At 67.3% G+C, this 15,143-nt stretch carries 14 protein-coding genes and 1 pseudogene; 7 read left to right on the forward strand and 8 right to left on the reverse strand.

Going from position 1 to position 15,143, the window contains the following annotated elements; all coding sequences use genetic code 11:
• Positions 1–114: 114 nt before the first annotated feature.
• A complete protein-coding gene (locus PMI12_RS20285) occupies positions 115–858 on the reverse strand; it encodes a Crp/Fnr family transcriptional regulator (protein WP_007836173.1) in 744 nt (247 codons plus the stop codon).
• Between the two features lie 29 nt (positions 859–887).
• Between PMI12_RS20285 and PMI12_RS20290 the strand changes: the two genes are divergently transcribed.
• Complete coding sequence (locus PMI12_RS20290; RefSeq protein WP_042673862.1) at positions 888–2,546, forward strand: adenylate/guanylate cyclase domain-containing protein; 1,659 nt, start codon at positions 888–890, stop codon at positions 2,544–2,546.
• Positions 2,547–2,657: 111 nt separating this feature from the next.
• On the forward strand, positions 2,658–3,014 hold the full coding sequence (locus PMI12_RS20295) for a hypothetical protein (protein ID WP_007836175.1): 357 nt from the start codon (positions 2,658–2,660) through the stop codon (positions 3,012–3,014).
• A 27-nt stretch (positions 3,015–3,041) separates the two neighbouring features.
• Here PMI12_RS20295 and PMI12_RS20300 read toward each other — a convergent pair whose 3' ends face one another.
• The 7 genes from PMI12_RS20300 to PMI12_RS20330 form a co-directional block, all read right to left on the reverse strand.
• Positions 3,042–4,103 carry a maleylacetate reductase gene (locus PMI12_RS20300; protein WP_007836176.1) on the reverse strand — a complete coding sequence of 354 codons (1,062 nt, stop codon included), beginning with the start codon at positions 4,101–4,103 and terminating at the stop codon, positions 3,042–3,044.
• A gap of 136 nt (positions 4,104–4,239) precedes the next feature.
• A complete protein-coding gene (gene rtcA / locus PMI12_RS20305; RefSeq protein WP_007836179.1) occupies positions 4,240–5,277 on the reverse strand; it encodes an RNA 3'-terminal phosphate cyclase in 1,038 nt (345 codons plus the stop codon).
• Positions 5,270–6,118, reverse strand: a complete 849-nt coding sequence (locus tag PMI12_RS20310; RefSeq protein WP_042673864.1) for a nucleotidyltransferase domain-containing protein — start codon at positions 6,116–6,118, stop codon at positions 5,270–5,272. The genes rtcA and PMI12_RS20310 overlap by 8 nt, the downstream gene beginning before the upstream one ends.
• A gap of 26 nt (positions 6,119–6,144) precedes the next feature.
• Positions 6,145–7,098, reverse strand: a complete 954-nt coding sequence (locus PMI12_RS20315) for a ribonuclease Z (protein WP_237726138.1) — start codon at positions 7,096–7,098, stop codon at positions 6,145–6,147.
• A gap of 11 nt (positions 7,099–7,109) precedes the next feature.
• The gene (locus tag PMI12_RS20320) at positions 7,110–7,754 is read right to left on the reverse strand and encodes a zinc-ribbon domain containing protein (RefSeq protein WP_007836185.1); all 645 of its coding nucleotides are present in this window, start codon (positions 7,752–7,754) and stop codon (positions 7,110–7,112) included.
• A 97-nt stretch (positions 7,755–7,851) separates the two neighbouring features.
• The gene (locus PMI12_RS20325) at positions 7,852–9,075 is read right to left on the reverse strand and encodes an RtcB family protein (protein WP_007836187.1); all 1,224 of its coding nucleotides are present in this window, start codon (positions 9,073–9,075) and stop codon (positions 7,852–7,854) included.
• A 290-nt stretch (positions 9,076–9,365) separates the two neighbouring features.
• Positions 9,366–10,517 (reverse strand): slipin family protein, encoded by a 1,152-nt coding sequence (locus PMI12_RS20330; protein ID WP_007836189.1) that lies wholly within the window; start codon positions 10,515–10,517, stop codon positions 9,366–9,368.
• A gap of 704 nt (positions 10,518–11,221) precedes the next feature.
• On the opposite strand from PMI12_RS20330, the gene rtcR reads away from it, so the two are divergent.
• The 5 genes and pseudogenes from rtcR (at position 11,222) to PMI12_RS20355 (ending at position 15,139) form a co-directional block, all read left to right on the forward strand.
• Entirely contained in the window at positions 11,222–12,829 is a 1,608-nt protein-coding gene (gene rtcR, locus PMI12_RS20335; protein ID WP_007836190.1) for an RNA repair transcriptional activator RtcR, read from the forward strand.
• Between the two features lie 16 nt (positions 12,830–12,845).
• Positions 12,846–13,310, forward strand: a pseudogene (locus PMI12_RS29495) (2'-5' RNA ligase family protein); the annotation flags it as partial.
• A gap of 63 nt (positions 13,311–13,373) precedes the next feature.
• Positions 13,374–13,703 carry a low molecular weight protein tyrosine phosphatase family protein gene (locus PMI12_RS29500; protein WP_042673875.1) on the forward strand — a complete coding sequence of 110 codons (330 nt, stop codon included), beginning with the start codon at positions 13,374–13,376 and terminating at the stop codon, positions 13,701–13,703.
• Between the two features lie 6 nt (positions 13,704–13,709).
• Positions 13,710–14,282, forward strand: coding sequence for a hypothetical protein (locus PMI12_RS20350; protein ID WP_007836192.1), 573 nt, complete (start codon positions 13,710–13,712; stop codon positions 14,280–14,282).
• Complete coding sequence (locus PMI12_RS20355; RefSeq protein ID WP_007836197.1) at positions 14,279–15,139, forward strand: alpha/beta hydrolase; 861 nt, start codon at positions 14,279–14,281, stop codon at positions 15,137–15,139. Before PMI12_RS20350 ends, PMI12_RS20355 begins: the two co-directional genes overlap by 4 nt.
• Positions 15,140–15,143: the final 4 nt, after the last annotated feature.

Genomic DNA, 15,143 nt, shown 5'->3' on the forward strand with positions numbered 1-15,143 from the left:
TGATCTTTCTCTTTTCAGGAATACCGCGGAACCGGCTTTGCCGGGCCGCCGGTATTGCCCCCGGAAGGGGGTTGGCGCAGCGACACAAAGTGCGCGAAGCCCTGGGGGAGAGCACTAATCGCCCCTGACCTGCGAGACCATGGCTTCGAGGCGGGCCACGTCGGCCACCAGCAGCGCCTTGTCGTCCTTGCGCAGCACGCCGCTGCGCACCAGCACATTGAGCTCGCGCGTCACCTGCTCGCGGTTGGTACTGATCTGGCTGGCCAGCGCCGCATGCCTGGGCGCCGGTTCGAGCCGAGCCTGGTTGTCCTCGACACCGGCTGCGCGGGCCAGGCGCAGCAGTTCGGCATGCAGCCGGTTCTGCACGCCGAGGGTGCTCAGGTCGATGACGCGCTCCGACAGCTGGCGCACCAATGACGCCAGCCTCAGCATCACCCGCTCGGCCACCAGCGGCTCATCGCGCAGCAGGGCCATGAAGGCGGCGCGGTCGAGGCTGGCGACCACGCTGGGCTCCAGCGTGACCACGTCGGCGGAGCGCGGGCCGCCGTCGATGGCGGCGATATCGCCGAAGTGCTCGCCGGCTTCGGAATCGCGGAAGGTGACCTGCCGGCCGTTGGCCGAATAGGTCGTCACCCGCACCCGGCCCGACACCAGCAGGAACACCTCGCCCTGCTGCTCGGCGCGCAGCAACAAGGGCTTGCCGGCCTCCACGCTGTGCCACAGGCATTGCTGGGCCAGCAGATCCAGGCGCCGATCGGAAAGGCCTCCGAGCAGTGCGATCTGGCGCAGTGCAAGGCTGGAGCGGGGAGAGGAAGGTTCAGGTTTGGCCATGCCGGGGGTCGGTGGGGGCGCGCGCATTATGCTCGGGTGCCGCTTCGAACCCGTTCATGGACAGACGTTCCCTCCGCACCCCTTCGGGCCCCATTTTTCCGCTGAGACCGCCGACACGGCGCAATCTCCGCTGGGCGAGCGGGCTGGTGCTGATGGCCTACGTCACGGCGCACCTGCTGAACCATTCGCTGGGCATCTATTCCTTTGCCGCGGCCGAGACCGTGCTGCGTGGCGTGCAGAAGTTCTGGCACAGCCTGCCGGGCACGGTACTGCTGTATGGCGCGGCCGCCGTGCACCTGGCGCTGGCCGTGGTCGCCCTGTGGGAGCGCCGCACGCTGCGCATGCCGCCGCTCGAAGGCCTGCGCGTGCTGCTCGGCTTCGCGCTGCCGCTGCTGCTGGCCACGCACCTCACGGCCATGCGCGGCGCCTACCTGGCCTATGGCATCGAAGGCTCGTACGTGCGTGTGGTCTGGGGGTTGTGGGACTGGCAAGGCGCGGCCGCACAGCTCGTGATGATGCTCGCAGCCTGGGTCCACGGCTGCCTGGGCCTGCACTTCGCGCTGCGGGTGAAACCGGCCTGGCGGCGCTTCTCCCATCTGCTGCTGGCCGTTGCGGTGGCGCTGCCGCTGACGGCGGCGATGGGCTTCGTGTCGATGGGGCGCGAGTTCCAGTGGACCGGCGTGCCGCCGGTCACGCTGCCGACGCCCGCGCAGGGCAGGGCGCTCAATGCGGCCGAAGGCGGCATCAAGTGGTTCTACGGCCTGGCGTTGGTCGCGCTGCTCGCGGCGCGCTGGGGACGCAACGGCTTGGCACGCTGGTCGCGGCAGCCCTCCGTGGCGCTGCGCTATCCCGGTCGCACGGTGCAGGTGCCGCGCGGCTGGAGCGTGCTGGAGGCAAGCCGCTCACACGGCATCGCACACGTCTCGATCTGCGGCGGACGTGCGCGCTGCTCGACCTGCCGCGTGCGCGTGGCCGGCCAGGCCGAGCACATCGGCGAGCCCGGCCGCGACGAGCAGCGCACGCTCGAACGCGTGCGCGCACCGGCCGACGTGCGCCTGGCCTGCCAGCTGCGCCCACGCGGCGACATCGAGGTCACGCCGCTGTTCGCGCCGCTGCCCAACGAAGGCCGGCCCGCGCCGGTCGGCAGCTTCGGGCGCGAGCGCGACGTGGCGATCCTGTTCGTCGACCTGCGGCGCTGGTCGGGCCTGTCGGAGCGGCAGTGGCCCTTCGACCTGGCCTATGTGCTCGACCGCTACTTCGCCACCGTGGGTGCAGCCGTGCGCGAGAGCGGCGGCGTGCCCAACCAGTTCATCGGCGACAGCGTGATGGCGATCTTCGGGCTCGAGTGCGACCTTCCCACCGCCTGCAGGCAGGCGCTGTGCGCCACCGAACTGATCGGCCAGCGCATGGACGCATGGAGCGAAGGCTTCGAGGCGCAATTCGGCCAACGGCTGGAGTTCGGCATGGGGCTGCATGCAGGCCGGGCCGCGGTGGGTGAAGTGGGCTACCTGGAGACCACGACCTTCACCGCCATCGGCGAAGTGGTCAACACCGCGAGCCGGCTGCAGGACCACTCGAAGACCGCGGCATCGCGCCTCGTCGTGTCGCTGTTCGCGGCCGAGCAAGCCGGCGCAGCGGATGCGATGGGCGCAGTCGAAACGCTCACCGTGCGCGGCCGCTCCGAACCGCTCGAAGTGCTCCGCGCACCTGCTTGATCGCCGAAAGCGGTGCGCAAACGCACAGCGTGAATCACGATGCGGTTTCACACTGCATCTCGTGGCAACGACGAATGTCCGCCGCCCACACAGACATCCAAAGGGACTCCCATGAACACCAGGCAACTCATCGCCGCTTCCGCCGCCGCTCTCGCCCTGCTGGGCGCCGCCGGCGCACATGCCGAAAGCTACGAAGGCGTGCAGGCCATCATCCCGTTCGCCAGCCGTGCCGACGTGAAGGCCGAAGCCATTGCCGCCGCGCGCGAGGGCAACCGCTACTCGGACAGCGCCGCCGAAGGCACCGTGGCCGTCAACTCCACGCTCGACCGCAGCGCCGTGCGCGACCAGGCCGTGGCCGCCGCGCACAACCCGCTGCAAAGCCTCGATCGCCGCGCCTTCTACCGCGACGAAGTGCCCTCGGCCTACAAGAAGCCGACGGTTTCGTTCACGCGCCAGGCCGGCCTGTAAACAGCAGCGCGGCCCTGCTCCGCCGGCTCAGGGCCGCGCACCTTCCCAGGCGTCCTGCAGCAAGGAGCGGATCGCAGCGCGCTCCAGCGGGCGCGGATTGGGATATTGGTTCTTGAGCGCGTGCTCGCAGGCCAGGTCGAGGTCCGATTCCTTCATGCCGATGTCGCGCAGCGCGACCGGCGCGCCGTTGTCGCGCGCGAGGTCGTACACGGCCTGCGCGGCGCTGCTCCCCCCCAGTGCCTTCGCGATGCGCGCCATGGCCTGCGGCGCCGCCTCGGCGTTGTAGGCAAGTGCGTGCGGCAGCACGATGGTATGGGTCTCGGCGTGCGGCAGGTTGAAGCTGCCCCCCAGCGTGTGGCACAGCTTGTGGTGCAGCGCCATGCCGACATTGCCGAGCACCGTGCCGCAGAGCCATGCGCCGTAAAGCGCATCGCCGCGGGCGCCCGGATCGTGTGGCGTGGCGCGGATGGCGGGCAACGCGCGGCCCAGTGCGGCAATGCCTTCCTGCGCCATCAGGTCCATGATCGGATTCGAATCGACCGCGTAGAGCCCTTCGGCCGCATGCGCGATGGCGTTGATGCCGCTGGTCACGCTGATGCCCACGGGCAGGCTCGAAGACAGCTCGGGATCGTAGATCACCGTGCGCGGCAGCACCCTGAAGTCCTTGCCCGTCTTCTTCATGCCGGCTTCCGTGATGCCGTAGATCGGCGTCATCTCGGAGCCCGCGTAGGTGGTCGGGATGGCGAGGATCGGCAGGCCCGAATCGAGCGCAATGGCCTTGCCCAGCCCGGTGGTCGAACCACCGCCGATGGCCACGGCGCAATCCGCGCCCAGCCGGGCCGCCACCTCGCGCGCCTCGCGCGCGGTCTCGATGGGCACGTGCATCACGGCGCGATCGAACACACCGGCCGCATGGCTGCCGAGCATGTCGGCCACGCGCTCGGCCTGCGGGCGCTGCTCGGGCGTGGACAGCACGAGCGCCCGGCGCGCACCGAGCGCATCGATCTCGCGCGCCAGGTGCTGCAGCGAACCGGCGCCGAACACCACGCGCTGCGGCACGCTGTTGTAGACGAACGAGGGGATGGTCATGGCTTTGCTGTCTCTCGAATGTTCATGAGGCAACCGGTGCCGGCTGCCCATCGCGCGAGTATCCCGCCGGGCCGCTCCTCATTCAACAACAGGAGTGGAAAGGACTTTTCCGCTTACCCGATCGAGAAGCTCCTCCTCAGGCCGGCGAGACCCGCACCGTGCAGATCTGGCGGCTTTCGTCGATCGCGAAGCGCACCGGCAGGAAGCGCTCGATCACCGCGCAGTTGGTGCGCGTGTGCTCCGTCACCTCGCTGCAGGTGAAGGCGCAGGCCTTCTTGCCCTGCCAGGCGGCGAGCGCCAGCAGCAGCGCCAGCTGATCCGCGAGATGCGGGCCGACCGCGGCCTCGCTCTTCTGGAATTCGCGCAGCTCCTTCACCAAGCCATGCGCCACCTGCTCGGCGCTCAGCGACTTCTCCCCGAAGGCCGTGAACACCTCGGTGACGTGCTCGTACGCCAGCGTCGCCAGCAACGCGTTGCCGGGGCCTTCGTTCTGGCGCGCAGTGCCGAAACGCAGCTGCTCGCTGGACCAGCCCATCGCGCCGCCCAGCGTGTCGAGCTCGCGCGTCGGCACATGGCGCGGCAGCCCGGGCGCCAGGCATTCGGCATGGCTCGACCGATGTTCGCCGCGCGCCATCAGGTCGAAGGGCTGCAGCGCGCCGGCCGCAGGAACGATCGTCGCCTCTGCCTCGCCACCACCGGCCGGATAGAAGCCGCAGCGGCGCAGCGTCAGCTGCAGGTCGGCGCCCAGCCGGCGCACCAATGGCGCGAAGGCACGCTCCAGGAAATGGAACGGCGGTGCCATCGGGTTGTGCGTGCCACCGCTCAGGTGCACGCGGCTGGCCGCACCGGCGAGCAGCAGCGGCGGCAGCACGGTCTGCAGCACCAGCATGCAGCTGCCCGCGCTGGCGATCGAAAAGCGGTACTCGCCCGCGCGCACCGGGCCGGGCGCGAAGCGCAGCGACTGCGAGCCGAGCTGCGCGCCCTCCACCTTCGCGCCGCTGATTTCAGCGGCCGCGTTCACGCACGCGAGGTGCTGGCGCATCAGGCCCGGCTTGGCGCGGCCGGCACGGATCTTCTCGATGGACAGCGGCTGGCCCGTGGCCGCCGACAGCGCGAGGCTGGTGCGCAGGATCTGGCCGCCGCCCTCGCCCAGCGAGCCGTCGAGGTCAACCATGCGCAGCCCCCTGTTCTTGTTTGTCGAAGCGCAGCACCGTCTCGTGCAGGAACGCGTCGAGGCCGGCCTCTTCGGCCTGCGGCAGCGGCGTGACCGGCTCGGCCGCGTTGGCCGCCAGCTCCGACTCGATGAACGCATGGATGCCGGGCCAGCGCGGGCTGGTCGCGGCCTCTGCGGCGCGCATCTTCACCTCGAGCAGCGCGTTGATCTCGTCGATCAGCGTGGCGTCACGTGCCGCATCGAGCGTGCGCTGCGCCAGGTCGGCGAAGCGCATCGGCGGCACGCCGGGCTGCGAGCGGATCCAGCGCGCGGCCAGCAGCGGGCGCAGCACGTAGAGATACTTCTTGTAGCGCACCTCGCCGGCCTGCAGATGCTCGCGGAAATTCTTCTTCGCCATCGAGCTGTAGTGGTGCCAGCCGCGCGCGTTGGAGAACACCGCCTCCGACAGCGCGCGGAAACGCGGCATCGCCACCATGTCGTCGCGGTACACGATGGGCGAGCGCAGCCACTCGAGCAGCGTCGGGTTCGACTCGCGCATCAGGCCCAGCGCCTTGCGCAGGTCCCAGCCGTTGATGTCGAGGTCGCCGCTGATCGGCACCTCGATCACGTCGCGGCGCGGCCGCACCGTGAGGTACCACGGCAGCCGGTTGACGTAGATGAAGCGCACGTCGTAGTCGCTGTCGGGCGAGGCGAAGCCCCAGCCGCGGCTGCCGGATTCACAGGCGAACAGCACGCTCACGTCGTTCTTCGCTTCGATGTCGCGCAGGGCGTCCATGATCTGCGCGCGCATGGCGGGCTCGATGGGGTGGGCGGAGCGCAGGAATTCCTTTTCGGTGTTCATGACTTTCTTCTTTTCTTCTTCTCTCATCAGGCTCGGGTGACGGCCACGTTGCCGGCACTGTCGAGTTCGTAAACGTCCAGGTCGTTGGCCAGGAACGCATGCCCGCGGTAATGCACCTGCGTCTCCCCCATCAGCGCCGCCATGCCCTCTTCGTTCTGGTGGCGTGCGCTGAAATGCGTGAGGACCAGGTTCGGCACCTCCACGGCTTGCGCGAACTCGGCCAGCATGCGCGCGGAACTGTGCATCGGCCCGGGGCCGACCTTGTCGAGCGCATCCTGCGTGAAGGTGGCCTCGTGGACCAGCAGCTGAGCACCCCGGCAGGCGTCGCGCAGCAGCGCGGGCTCTGCGTTGTCGCCGCCCAGCACGGCGACGGCCGTGTCGACCTGCGTTTCCGTGTAGTCGGCACTGCGCAGCACATCGCCGTTGAAGGGCACGTCCTCGCCGGTCTGCAGCGCGCGCCATGCGGGGCCGGGCGGAAGGCCGGCGGCCCGCAGCGCATCGGCCTTCAGCCGCACGCGCCGCGTCTCGACCTGCACGCGATAGGCGTGGCTCGGTACGCGATGCCGCAACAGGTGACGCTCGATGCGCACGCCGGGCGCTTCGTACACCAGCGCCTGGTTCTCCAGATCGACGTGCTCCACCTCGTAGGGCAGGTGCAGGTCGGTCAGTTGGCGCGTGGCTTCGAACCACTCCCACACCGGCAGCGGCGCGATCAGCTTCAGCGGCTTCGTGCGCTTGTTCATGCCCGCGCTCGCGAGCAACCCCGGCAGGCCATAGCAGTGGTCGCCGTGCACGTGCGTGATGCAGACGGCGGCCAGGTCGTTCAGCGACAGCGGCGTTTGCAGCACGCGATGCTGCGTGCCTTCGCCGCAGTCGACCAGGAACCAGTCGGCGCCGAGCACCGTCTGCACCGCGAGGCCCGAGACGTTGCGGTGGCGCGTGGGGGTGCCGGAGGAGGTTCCCAGGAAAGTCAGCTTCATCATCATCTCAATCACTCCCTGCGCATCAATGCGCTCTTCGCGGCGTCCGCGGCGACCCGTGCCCAACTGAAGTACCGGCGCCCGCCTTCCGGACGGGCCGCCATGAATGCGTTGAGCCTTTCGAGATTCTCCGCGCCTCCCCAGCGGCCCATCGTCTGGATCGCCACGACGCGCAGGCTCCACCATTTGCTTTCAAGCGCGGCATCGACTTCGGCCACGGCTCGCGCATTCGGTTTCACCGCGCCCAACGCGCGAAGACGATCCGTCTGCTCGCGCAGGAGGTTTGCACCCGGTGCCGCATTGAACAGGCGCTCGCGTCGCGCGCGGCGGCATGCCAGGCATCGCACGGCGCGGCTGTCGATATGTCCGTGCACCACTTCGTACCACCACTTCTGCTGCTTCGCCGTCCACAGTTCTTCGGCCCCGCAATCGCGGCAGGTGAAGGGACGCGCAACATAGAAGTCCGGCAGCAATCCGTAGGTGTTGTTGTACTTCCGCAGGACGAGCCGATCCGCCGGCTCGCAGCCGATCGCAAATGCGAAGGCCGGCCGCGGCAGGCGGACATCCGGCAAGCGCAGACGTGCAGCCGACGCAGCCGCGCGTTCGAGGCGACGCGCCTTGATTTCGGCGCGGCGTTGCTTGTTGCTTTTCTTCATCTTTCAAACCTTCGCAATACGTACGGTGTTGCGAAAGCGGGCCCAGACCCTTCCTCCTACAACACCGCCCCCACGAGGCCGCCGATCGGCCTCGTTCTCACCCCTTCACGCATACGACCTGCTTGAGCGTGTAGACCACCTCCACCAGGTCCTTCTGCGCCTCCATCACCGCGTCGATGTCCTTGTAGGCCATCGGGATCTCGTCGATCACGTCGGCGTCCTTTCGGCATTCCACGCCTTCGGTCGCGGCGATCTGGTCGGCGATGGTGAAGAGCTTCTTCGCTTTGGTACGGCTCATCTTCCGACCGGCGCCGTGGCTGCAGCTCATGAAGCTCTCGGGGTTGCCCTTTCCGCGCACGATGAAGCTCTTCGCGCCCATGCTGCCGGGGATGATCCCCAGCTCGCCGGCTTTCGCGCTCACCGCGCCCTTGCGGGTCACGAGCACGTCTTCGCCGAAGTGCGTCTCGCGGCTCACGTAGTTGTGGTGGCAGTTCACCGCTTCCACGTGTGCCTCGAAGGGCTTGGTGATGACCCTGCGCACGGCCGCGACCACGCGCTGCATCATCACTTCGCGGTTCGCTCGCGCGAACTTCTGGGCCCAGCCCACCGCACGCACGTAGTCGCCGAAGTACCTGGCGCCTTCCTCGAAGTACGCCAGATCCTGGTCGGGCAGGTTGCGCTGGTGCAGCTCGGCATCCTTCTTCGCGAGTTCGATGAAGTGCGTGCCGATGGCATTGCCCACGCCGCGCGAACCCGAGTGCAGCATGAACCACACGGACCCAGCCTCGTCCAGGCATACCTCGATGAAGTGGTTGCCCGTACCCAGCGTTCCCAGGTGCTTGTGGTTGTTGGTGTTCTTCAGGCGCGGATAGTCCTCGCAGATCGCGTCGAACTCGTCCACCAGCCCGGCCCAGGCCGCGTCGGTTTCGTTGGGAGGCGTCTCCCACGAGCCCTTGTCGCGGCCCATGCGCTTGGGGTTCGAGCCGTGCGGCACGGCCTTCTCGATCGCCGAACGCAGCGGGCCCAGGTTATCGGGCAGGTCGTTGGCGTGCAGCGTGGTCTTGCACGCCATCATTCCGCAGCCGATGTCCACGCCCACCGCGGCCGGGATGATGGCCTTGAAGGTCGGGATCACCGAGCCCACGGTCGCGCCGATGCCGTAGTGCACGTCGGGCATGGCCGCGATGTGCTTGAACACGATGGGCAGGCGGGCCGCATTCTCGAGCTGCTTGCGCGCCTCGTCTTCCACGGGCACGCCGCGGGTCCACATCTTCACGGGCACGCCATTCTCGACTTCGTGCAGGTTGTAGTTCTTTTCCATTTCCAACTCTCTTTCTCTCTCTGTACTTTCTCACCAATGGTGGACACGGCGGGATTCGAACCCGCATCAATACGGCGACCGTGGTGTTTCAATCCAGCGGCCCAGTCGACGATTGGAAACGCGCGCCAGTGACAGACCCGTCGTCGGAGCCAGCACCTGCATCCTCAACCTTGCTCGTCGACCGACTTTCCCGCCGCATCCGGTGCTACCCGGACTGCCGGCAATATCAACATTTTTGGCAGTGGCGCTCCCTTCTGTGCCTGCGTGCCCATATCCCTTTCCTTCAGAACTCAAGAACCGTTCGGCCGAAGCGTCACCAGTCCATTGAGCACCTGGTCCAGACCGCCAACCACCGAGATCTTGTCGATCCGCTCGGCCACGCGTTCCAGCGTTTCGAGTTCCTTCATCCGCAAGGCGACGGGGTTGCCCTCCATCACCTTGGCGGTGTTCAACAGCGAGCGCGTGGCCGCGGTTTCCTCGCGGCGGCGGATCACGTTGGCCTGGGCCGATTTCTCGGCTTCCACCACCTGGGCGAGGATGGTCTTCATCTGGCCCGGCAGGATGATGTCCTTCACGCCCACGCTCTCCAGCGCAATGCCCGAACCCTCCAGCCGCTCGCGCACCTGCGCCAGCACCGTCTGGTCGATGGCTGCCTTGTTCTCCAGCAGCGCGTCGAGCGTTTGCTCGCCGACCGCGGCGCGCAGGCCGAACTGCAGCTCGCGGTACACGTGCTCGGCCGGCTTCGGCATCTGCGCCATGGCTCGCCGCACATCGGTGAAGTGCCACACCGCCGACAGGTTCAGCCGCAGCCCCACCTTGTCGCGAGTCAGGATTTCCTGGCCGCTCACTTCGGCGATCTGCGAACGCAGGTCCACGCAGGTCACCGCCACCTGACGGTTGAAGCGCCAGAAGCCGTGGTTCCCCGGCGCCAGCAGCGCCTGCATCTGCCCTTCGAGCATCAGCACGCCGGCATGGAACTCGGGCACCTGCACCAGCAGCACGCCGTCGAGCCCCTGCACCGCACGCGGACGCAGGGCCACGCTCTGCAGCTTCGCCAGCAGGTCGGCCGGCAGGCGCGCATCGGCGGACACATCGATCACGTCGATGCGCTGCTCACGCAGCCCGCGCCAGTACAGCTTGCGGGTCGAAGGCGGCAGGATCTGCACCAGCACGCCATCTTCATGACGCAGGCCGACTTGGGTTTCGCCCAGCGACACGTGCACGAACTCACGCTCGATCAGCTCAGGCTCACGTGCCAGGAAGTAGTCGGCCAGCTCGTGCTCGAACACCGGCTCGGCGAGCGAGAAGCGTTGCAGCTGGATGGTGTCGAAGCCCGCGAACACGCGGTGCTTTCCCGGGCCGAGCAGTTGCTCGAAATCGCCGTTGCGCAGCAGCAGCGCGCGTTCGTTCTTCTTGATGGTGTATTGGTTGAAGCCCAGCATTCTTTTTCTCCTTGTTGTCCGGTTCGGCTATTCGTTTCGTTCGTTCAGACGGTCATTCGATCCAGGCCCTCGAAAGGGCAGGCGGCGGACACTGCGGCGGCCAAGGCCTGTCGTGCAGCGGTCGCGCGGTCCGGCGGGTGCCTCCCTCGTTGCACTTGCAACGCCCTCACCTTTCCGGCCGTCGATGGCTGCACGCAATTCCTTGCCACGCACGCGGTGCGCAAGCCGCCTGCGCTTGGCACTGTGTCGCGCGCCGCAAGGTTTCAGGGCCTTGCGCCATCGCTCCGGTGTGCCGGGGCGGGGGGCTTTCGCCCCATCAGATGGCGATGCAAGCACCGCCAGGGTTTTTCGCGGGAATCGAACCCACAACGCCGCGTGGTCAGCACGGTGCTCAACCATGAGCAGAACTGAAACAAGTTCAGTTGCCAGCCAGTTCAACAGCGGCATACCGCGAGCCCAAGACAGGATCTGGCCTGCGGCACCGGACCGCATTCACGCGGCACCTGCGAGCGGATGAACTGCATCCGACGGGTTGTCTATTGCAGGCGCTGTGCCAGGCCGCGCAAGACGAAGAAGAAACACGCGGTGGTAGCTCGCAAGCTGTTGATATAACTAGCGAAATTCTTTTTTCGACCTGCAGGTGCATGCCGTGCTCGACCTGCTAGCATTCATCTTCTTTTATAAATTTAGCTAGCCTTTTATCCATGAAGCCAATAGTTGTCATCGGCTTCCTAGGCACCCAGCTCGACGCCGGCCAGGGCGCGGGCCGCTGGAACAAGTGGCGCCCTACGGTCTCGCTCGCGCAGCACGAGGACATGGTCGTCTCGCGCCTGGAGTTGCTCTACACGCTGCGGCACAAGGCGCTGGCCGAGGTGGTGAAGGCCGACATCGCCGCGGTGTCGCCCGAGACCACCGTCAACCTCGTGCCAATCGATCTCGCGGACCCGTGGGATTTCGGCGAGGTCTACACGCGCCTGTACGACTGGGCGCGCGGCTATCCCTTCGATACCGAGCGCGAGCAGTACTGGACGCACATCACCACCGGCACGCACGTGGCGCAGATCTGCATGTTCCTGCTGTCCGAATCGCGCGTGGTGCCCGGCGTGCTGGCGCAGACCTCGCCGCCCAAAAAGCAGCGCGAAGGCGAGGCCGGCAAGTGCACGCTGATCGACCTCGACCTGTCGCGCTACGACGTGATCGCGCGGCGCTTCGATGCGGAGCAGCGCGATGCGGTTGCGTTCCTGAAGAGCGGGATCGCCACGCGCAATGCGCGCTTCAATGCGCTGATCGACGAGATCGAGCGCGTGGCCGTGCGCTCGCGCGCGCCGATCCTGCTGGTGGGGCCCACCGGTGCGGGCAAGTCGTTCCTGGCGCGGCGCATGTTCGAACTGAAGCAGGCGCGGCACCAGATGACGGGGCCGTTCGTGGAGGTGAACTGCGCGACGCTGCGCGGCGACGGTGCGGCCTCGACACTGTTCGGCCACAGGAAGGGCTCATTCACCGGCGCCGCGGCCGACCGCGCGGGCCTGCTGCGCACTGCGCACCAGGGCGCCCTCTTCCTCGACGAGATCGGCGAGCTCGGGCCTGATGAGCAGGCAATGCTGCTGAAGGCGATCGAGGAGAAGCGCTTCTTCCCCGTGGGGGCCGACAAGGAGGTGGAAAGCGACTTCCAGCTGATCGCCGGCACCAACCGCGACCTGCGCAGCGACGTGGCCGAGGGGCGCTTCCGCGAAGACCTGTTCGCGCGCATCAACCTCTGGACCTATGACCTGCCGGGCCTCGCGCAGCGGCCCGAGGACATCGAGCCCAACGTCGACCACCTGCTGGCGATTCACGCGGCGGAGAACCATCGCGTGGTGCGCTTCAACGCCGAGGCGCGCGCGGCCTACCTGCGCTTTGCGCAGAGCGGCGAGGCGATCTGGAGCGGCAATTTCCGCGATCTCTCCGCGAGTGTGACGCGGCTGGCGACGCTGGCCGATGGCGGACGCATCCCGGTGGCGCTGGTCGAGGCGGAGATTGCTCGGCTGCGGTGGCTGTGGAAGCATGCCGGTGCCGCTGCACCGGCCGAGGGCAACGGCGTCGACCTGGATGTGCTGCTCGGCGAGGAACGCGCGGCGGCGCTCGACCTGTTCGATCGGCTGCAGCTCGAAGCGGTGGTGCGCGTGTGCCGGCAGTCGCGCAGCCTGTCGGATGCGGGCCGCCAGCTGTTCCAGGCCTCACGCGCGCAGCGCAGCGTGGTGAACGACGCAGACAGGCTGCGCAAGTACCTCGCCAAGCATGGGCTCGAGTGGGGCCGGATCGCCGACGCCTGAGCTATCCTCCGCCGCGATGGCCATCTCTGCATTCGCCGTGAAAGTCCCCGCCGCCGAGCCTCTCGTCGGGGACTTGCGCCGCCGCTACGACGCGACCGTCGCATTGGGCGTACCGGCGCACGTCACGGTGCTCGTTCCTTTCATGGACCCTGCGCTGATCACACCCGAAGTGCTGGAGCACGCGCGGCAGGCTCTGAATCGGACGCCTTCGTTTGACTTCTCCCTGGGCAAGGTCGGGCGCTTTCCCGAAACCGCGTACCTCGCACCGGAACCGGCTGCGCCCTTCATCGAAATGACACTGGCGCTCGCGGATGCATTTCCCGATTTCCCGCCGTATGGCGGCGAGCACGAAGGTGTCATTCCGCATCTGTCGGTGGCGCACGGCAACGCGCTCGATGCCGACGCGGCGGCTGCCGAATTGGAGGCACGCCTTCTCGCATCGGGCGCCGTGCATGCGAACTGCACCGAAGTCACGCTGATCGAAAACTCGTCGGGACGCTGGCAGGACATGCACGTCTTTCGACTGCCAAAAGAACCGGCACCCATGCGCAACGTCCTCTTCATCTGCAGCCGCAACCAGTGGCGCAGCCCGACCGCAGAACGCATCTGGCGCAAGCACCCGCTGATCTCCACGCGCTCCGCCGGCACCAGTCCGAATGCGCGGCATGCAGTTTCCGTCGACGACATCGAATGGGCCGACGTCATCCTTGTGATGGAAGAAAAACACAAGTCGCGGCTGGTGGCCGAGTTCACGCGGATGCTCGAAGGCAAGCCGATCCACGTGCTCGACATTCCCGACGACTACAAGTACATGGACCCGGAGCTGGTCGAGGAGCTCGAACGCTCGGTAGGGTCCATCCTTGAAATCGACTAGCGCCCCATGTCGGAAATCTACATAAGCACGGACGTCGAATCCGACGGCCCCATTCCCGGGCCGAACTCGATGCTCAGCTTCGGCTCGGCCGCCTACACGGCCGGCAAGCAGCTCATTTCCACCTTCAGCGCCAACTTGCACACCCTGCCGGGCGCCGAGGCCGATCCGAAGACTGCCGCATGGTGGAAGACCCAGCCCGAGGCCTGGGCTGCCTGCCGCGCCGACCTGCAGGACCCGGCCCACGCCATGAAGAACTACGTGAGCTGGCTCAAGGCCCTGCCGGCGCGGCCGGTGTTCGTCGCCTACCCGGCAGGCTTCGACTTCCTGTTCATCTACTGGTACCTGATGCGCTTCGCCGGCGAGAGCCCGTTCAGCCACTCGGCGCTCGACGTCAAGTCGTTCGCGATGGCGATGCTCGGGCTCGACTACCGCGAAAGCACCAAGCGCGCGATGCCACGCCGCTGGTTCGACAAGCTGCCGCACACACACGTCGCGCTCGACGACGCCATCGAGCAGGGCGCCCTCTTCTGCAACATGCTCGCGGAAAATCGCGCGGCCGCCTCGGGCAAACAGCCATGACGAACCACTCAGTCCGCCGATGGTGCAAAAGGCTGGCGCTGTGTGCGCTGCCGCTCATGCTGGCGGGCTGTGTCCAGTCGCTGTTCTATTACCCCGACAGCGTGCGCTACGAAACACCCGACGTGCTGGGCCTGCGCTACGAGAGCGTGCAGTTCGCCAGTGCCGACGGCACGCGCCTGAGCGGCTGGTTCCTGCCCGCGGAGAACCGCCAGAGCCCGAAGGAAGCCAAGGGCACGGTGGTGCACTTCCATGGCAACGCGCAGAACATGAGCACGCACTGGCGCTTCGTGGCCTGGCTGCCGAAGCAGGACTACAACGTGTTCGTGTTCGACTACCGCGGCTACGGCCAGTCCGAAGGCAAGCCGGAGCCCAGGGGTGTGTTCGAGGACTCCCATGCCGCGCTGAACTATGTGCGCTCACGCGGCGACATCGACCCCGAGCGGCTGTTTCTCTTCGGGCAGAGCCTGGGCGGCACCAACGCGATCGCGGTGATGGGCTCGGGCAACAGGGCGGGCGTGAAAGCGGTGGCCGTCGAGTCGACCTTCTATTCCTATTCGTCGATTGCCAACGAAAAGCTGTGGGGCGCGGGCATGCTGGTGAGCGACGAGTACGCGGCGTCGAAGTACGTGGCGGCCATTTCGCCCGTTCCGCTGCTGCTGATCCATGGCACGGCCGACCAGGTGATTCCGCTCGCGCATTCGAGGCGCCTGCTGGCCGATGCGCGCGAGCCCCGCCGGCTGATCGAAGTACCGGGCGCCGGCCACCTCGAACCGATGACAGCCCTGCGCTACGGCGGCGCCTACCGGAAGGCGCTGACCGCATTCTTCGAGGCCGCACAACACCCGCTGCAGCAATGACAAC

Origin of the sequence: Variovorax sp. CF313, from assembly GCF_000282635.1 — a bacterium.
Taxonomy (GTDB): Bacteria; Pseudomonadota; Gammaproteobacteria; order Burkholderiales; family Burkholderiaceae_C; genus Variovorax.

Excerpts from the sequence above, each read along its gene's own strand:
- PMI12_RS20285 (WP_007836173.1), bottom strand. The coding sequence starts at position 858 with ATGCGCGCGCCCCCACCGACCCCCGGCATGGCCAAACCTGAACCTTCC.
- PMI12_RS20290 (WP_042673862.1), top strand. The coding sequence starts at position 888 with ATGGACAGACGTTCCCTCCGCACCCCTTCGGGCCCCATTTTTCCGCTG.
- PMI12_RS20295 (WP_007836175.1), top strand. The coding sequence starts at position 2,658 with ATGAACACCAGGCAACTCATCGCCGCTTCCGCCGCCGCTCTCGCCCTG.
- PMI12_RS20300 (WP_007836176.1), bottom strand. The coding sequence starts at position 4,103 with ATGACCATCCCCTCGTTCGTCTACAACAGCGTGCCGCAGCGCGTGGTG.
- rtcA (WP_007836179.1), bottom strand. The coding sequence starts at position 5,277 with ATGGTTGACCTCGACGGCTCGCTGGGCGAGGGCGGCGGCCAGATCCTG.
- PMI12_RS20310 (WP_042673864.1), bottom strand. The coding sequence starts at position 6,118 with ATGAACACCGAAAAGGAATTCCTGCGCTCCGCCCACCCCATCGAGCCC.
- PMI12_RS20315 (WP_237726138.1), bottom strand. The coding sequence starts at position 7,098 with ATGAAGCTGACTTTCCTGGGAACCTCCTCCGGCACCCCCACGCGCCAC.
- PMI12_RS20320 (WP_007836185.1), bottom strand. The coding sequence starts at position 7,754 with ATGAAGAAAAGCAACAAGCAACGCCGCGCCGAAATCAAGGCGCGTCGC.
- PMI12_RS20325 (WP_007836187.1), bottom strand. The coding sequence starts at position 9,075 with ATGGAAAAGAACTACAACCTGCACGAAGTCGAGAATGGCGTGCCCGTG.
- PMI12_RS20330 (WP_007836189.1), bottom strand. The coding sequence starts at position 10,517 with ATGCTGGGCTTCAACCAATACACCATCAAGAAGAACGAACGCGCGCTG.
- rtcR (WP_007836190.1), top strand. The coding sequence starts at position 11,222 with ATGAAGCCAATAGTTGTCATCGGCTTCCTAGGCACCCAGCTCGACGCC.
- PMI12_RS29500 (WP_042673875.1), top strand. The coding sequence starts at position 13,374 with ATGCGCAACGTCCTCTTCATCTGCAGCCGCAACCAGTGGCGCAGCCCG.
- PMI12_RS20350 (WP_007836192.1), top strand. The coding sequence starts at position 13,710 with ATGTCGGAAATCTACATAAGCACGGACGTCGAATCCGACGGCCCCATT.
- PMI12_RS20355 (WP_007836197.1), top strand. The coding sequence starts at position 14,279 with ATGACGAACCACTCAGTCCGCCGATGGTGCAAAAGGCTGGCGCTGTGT.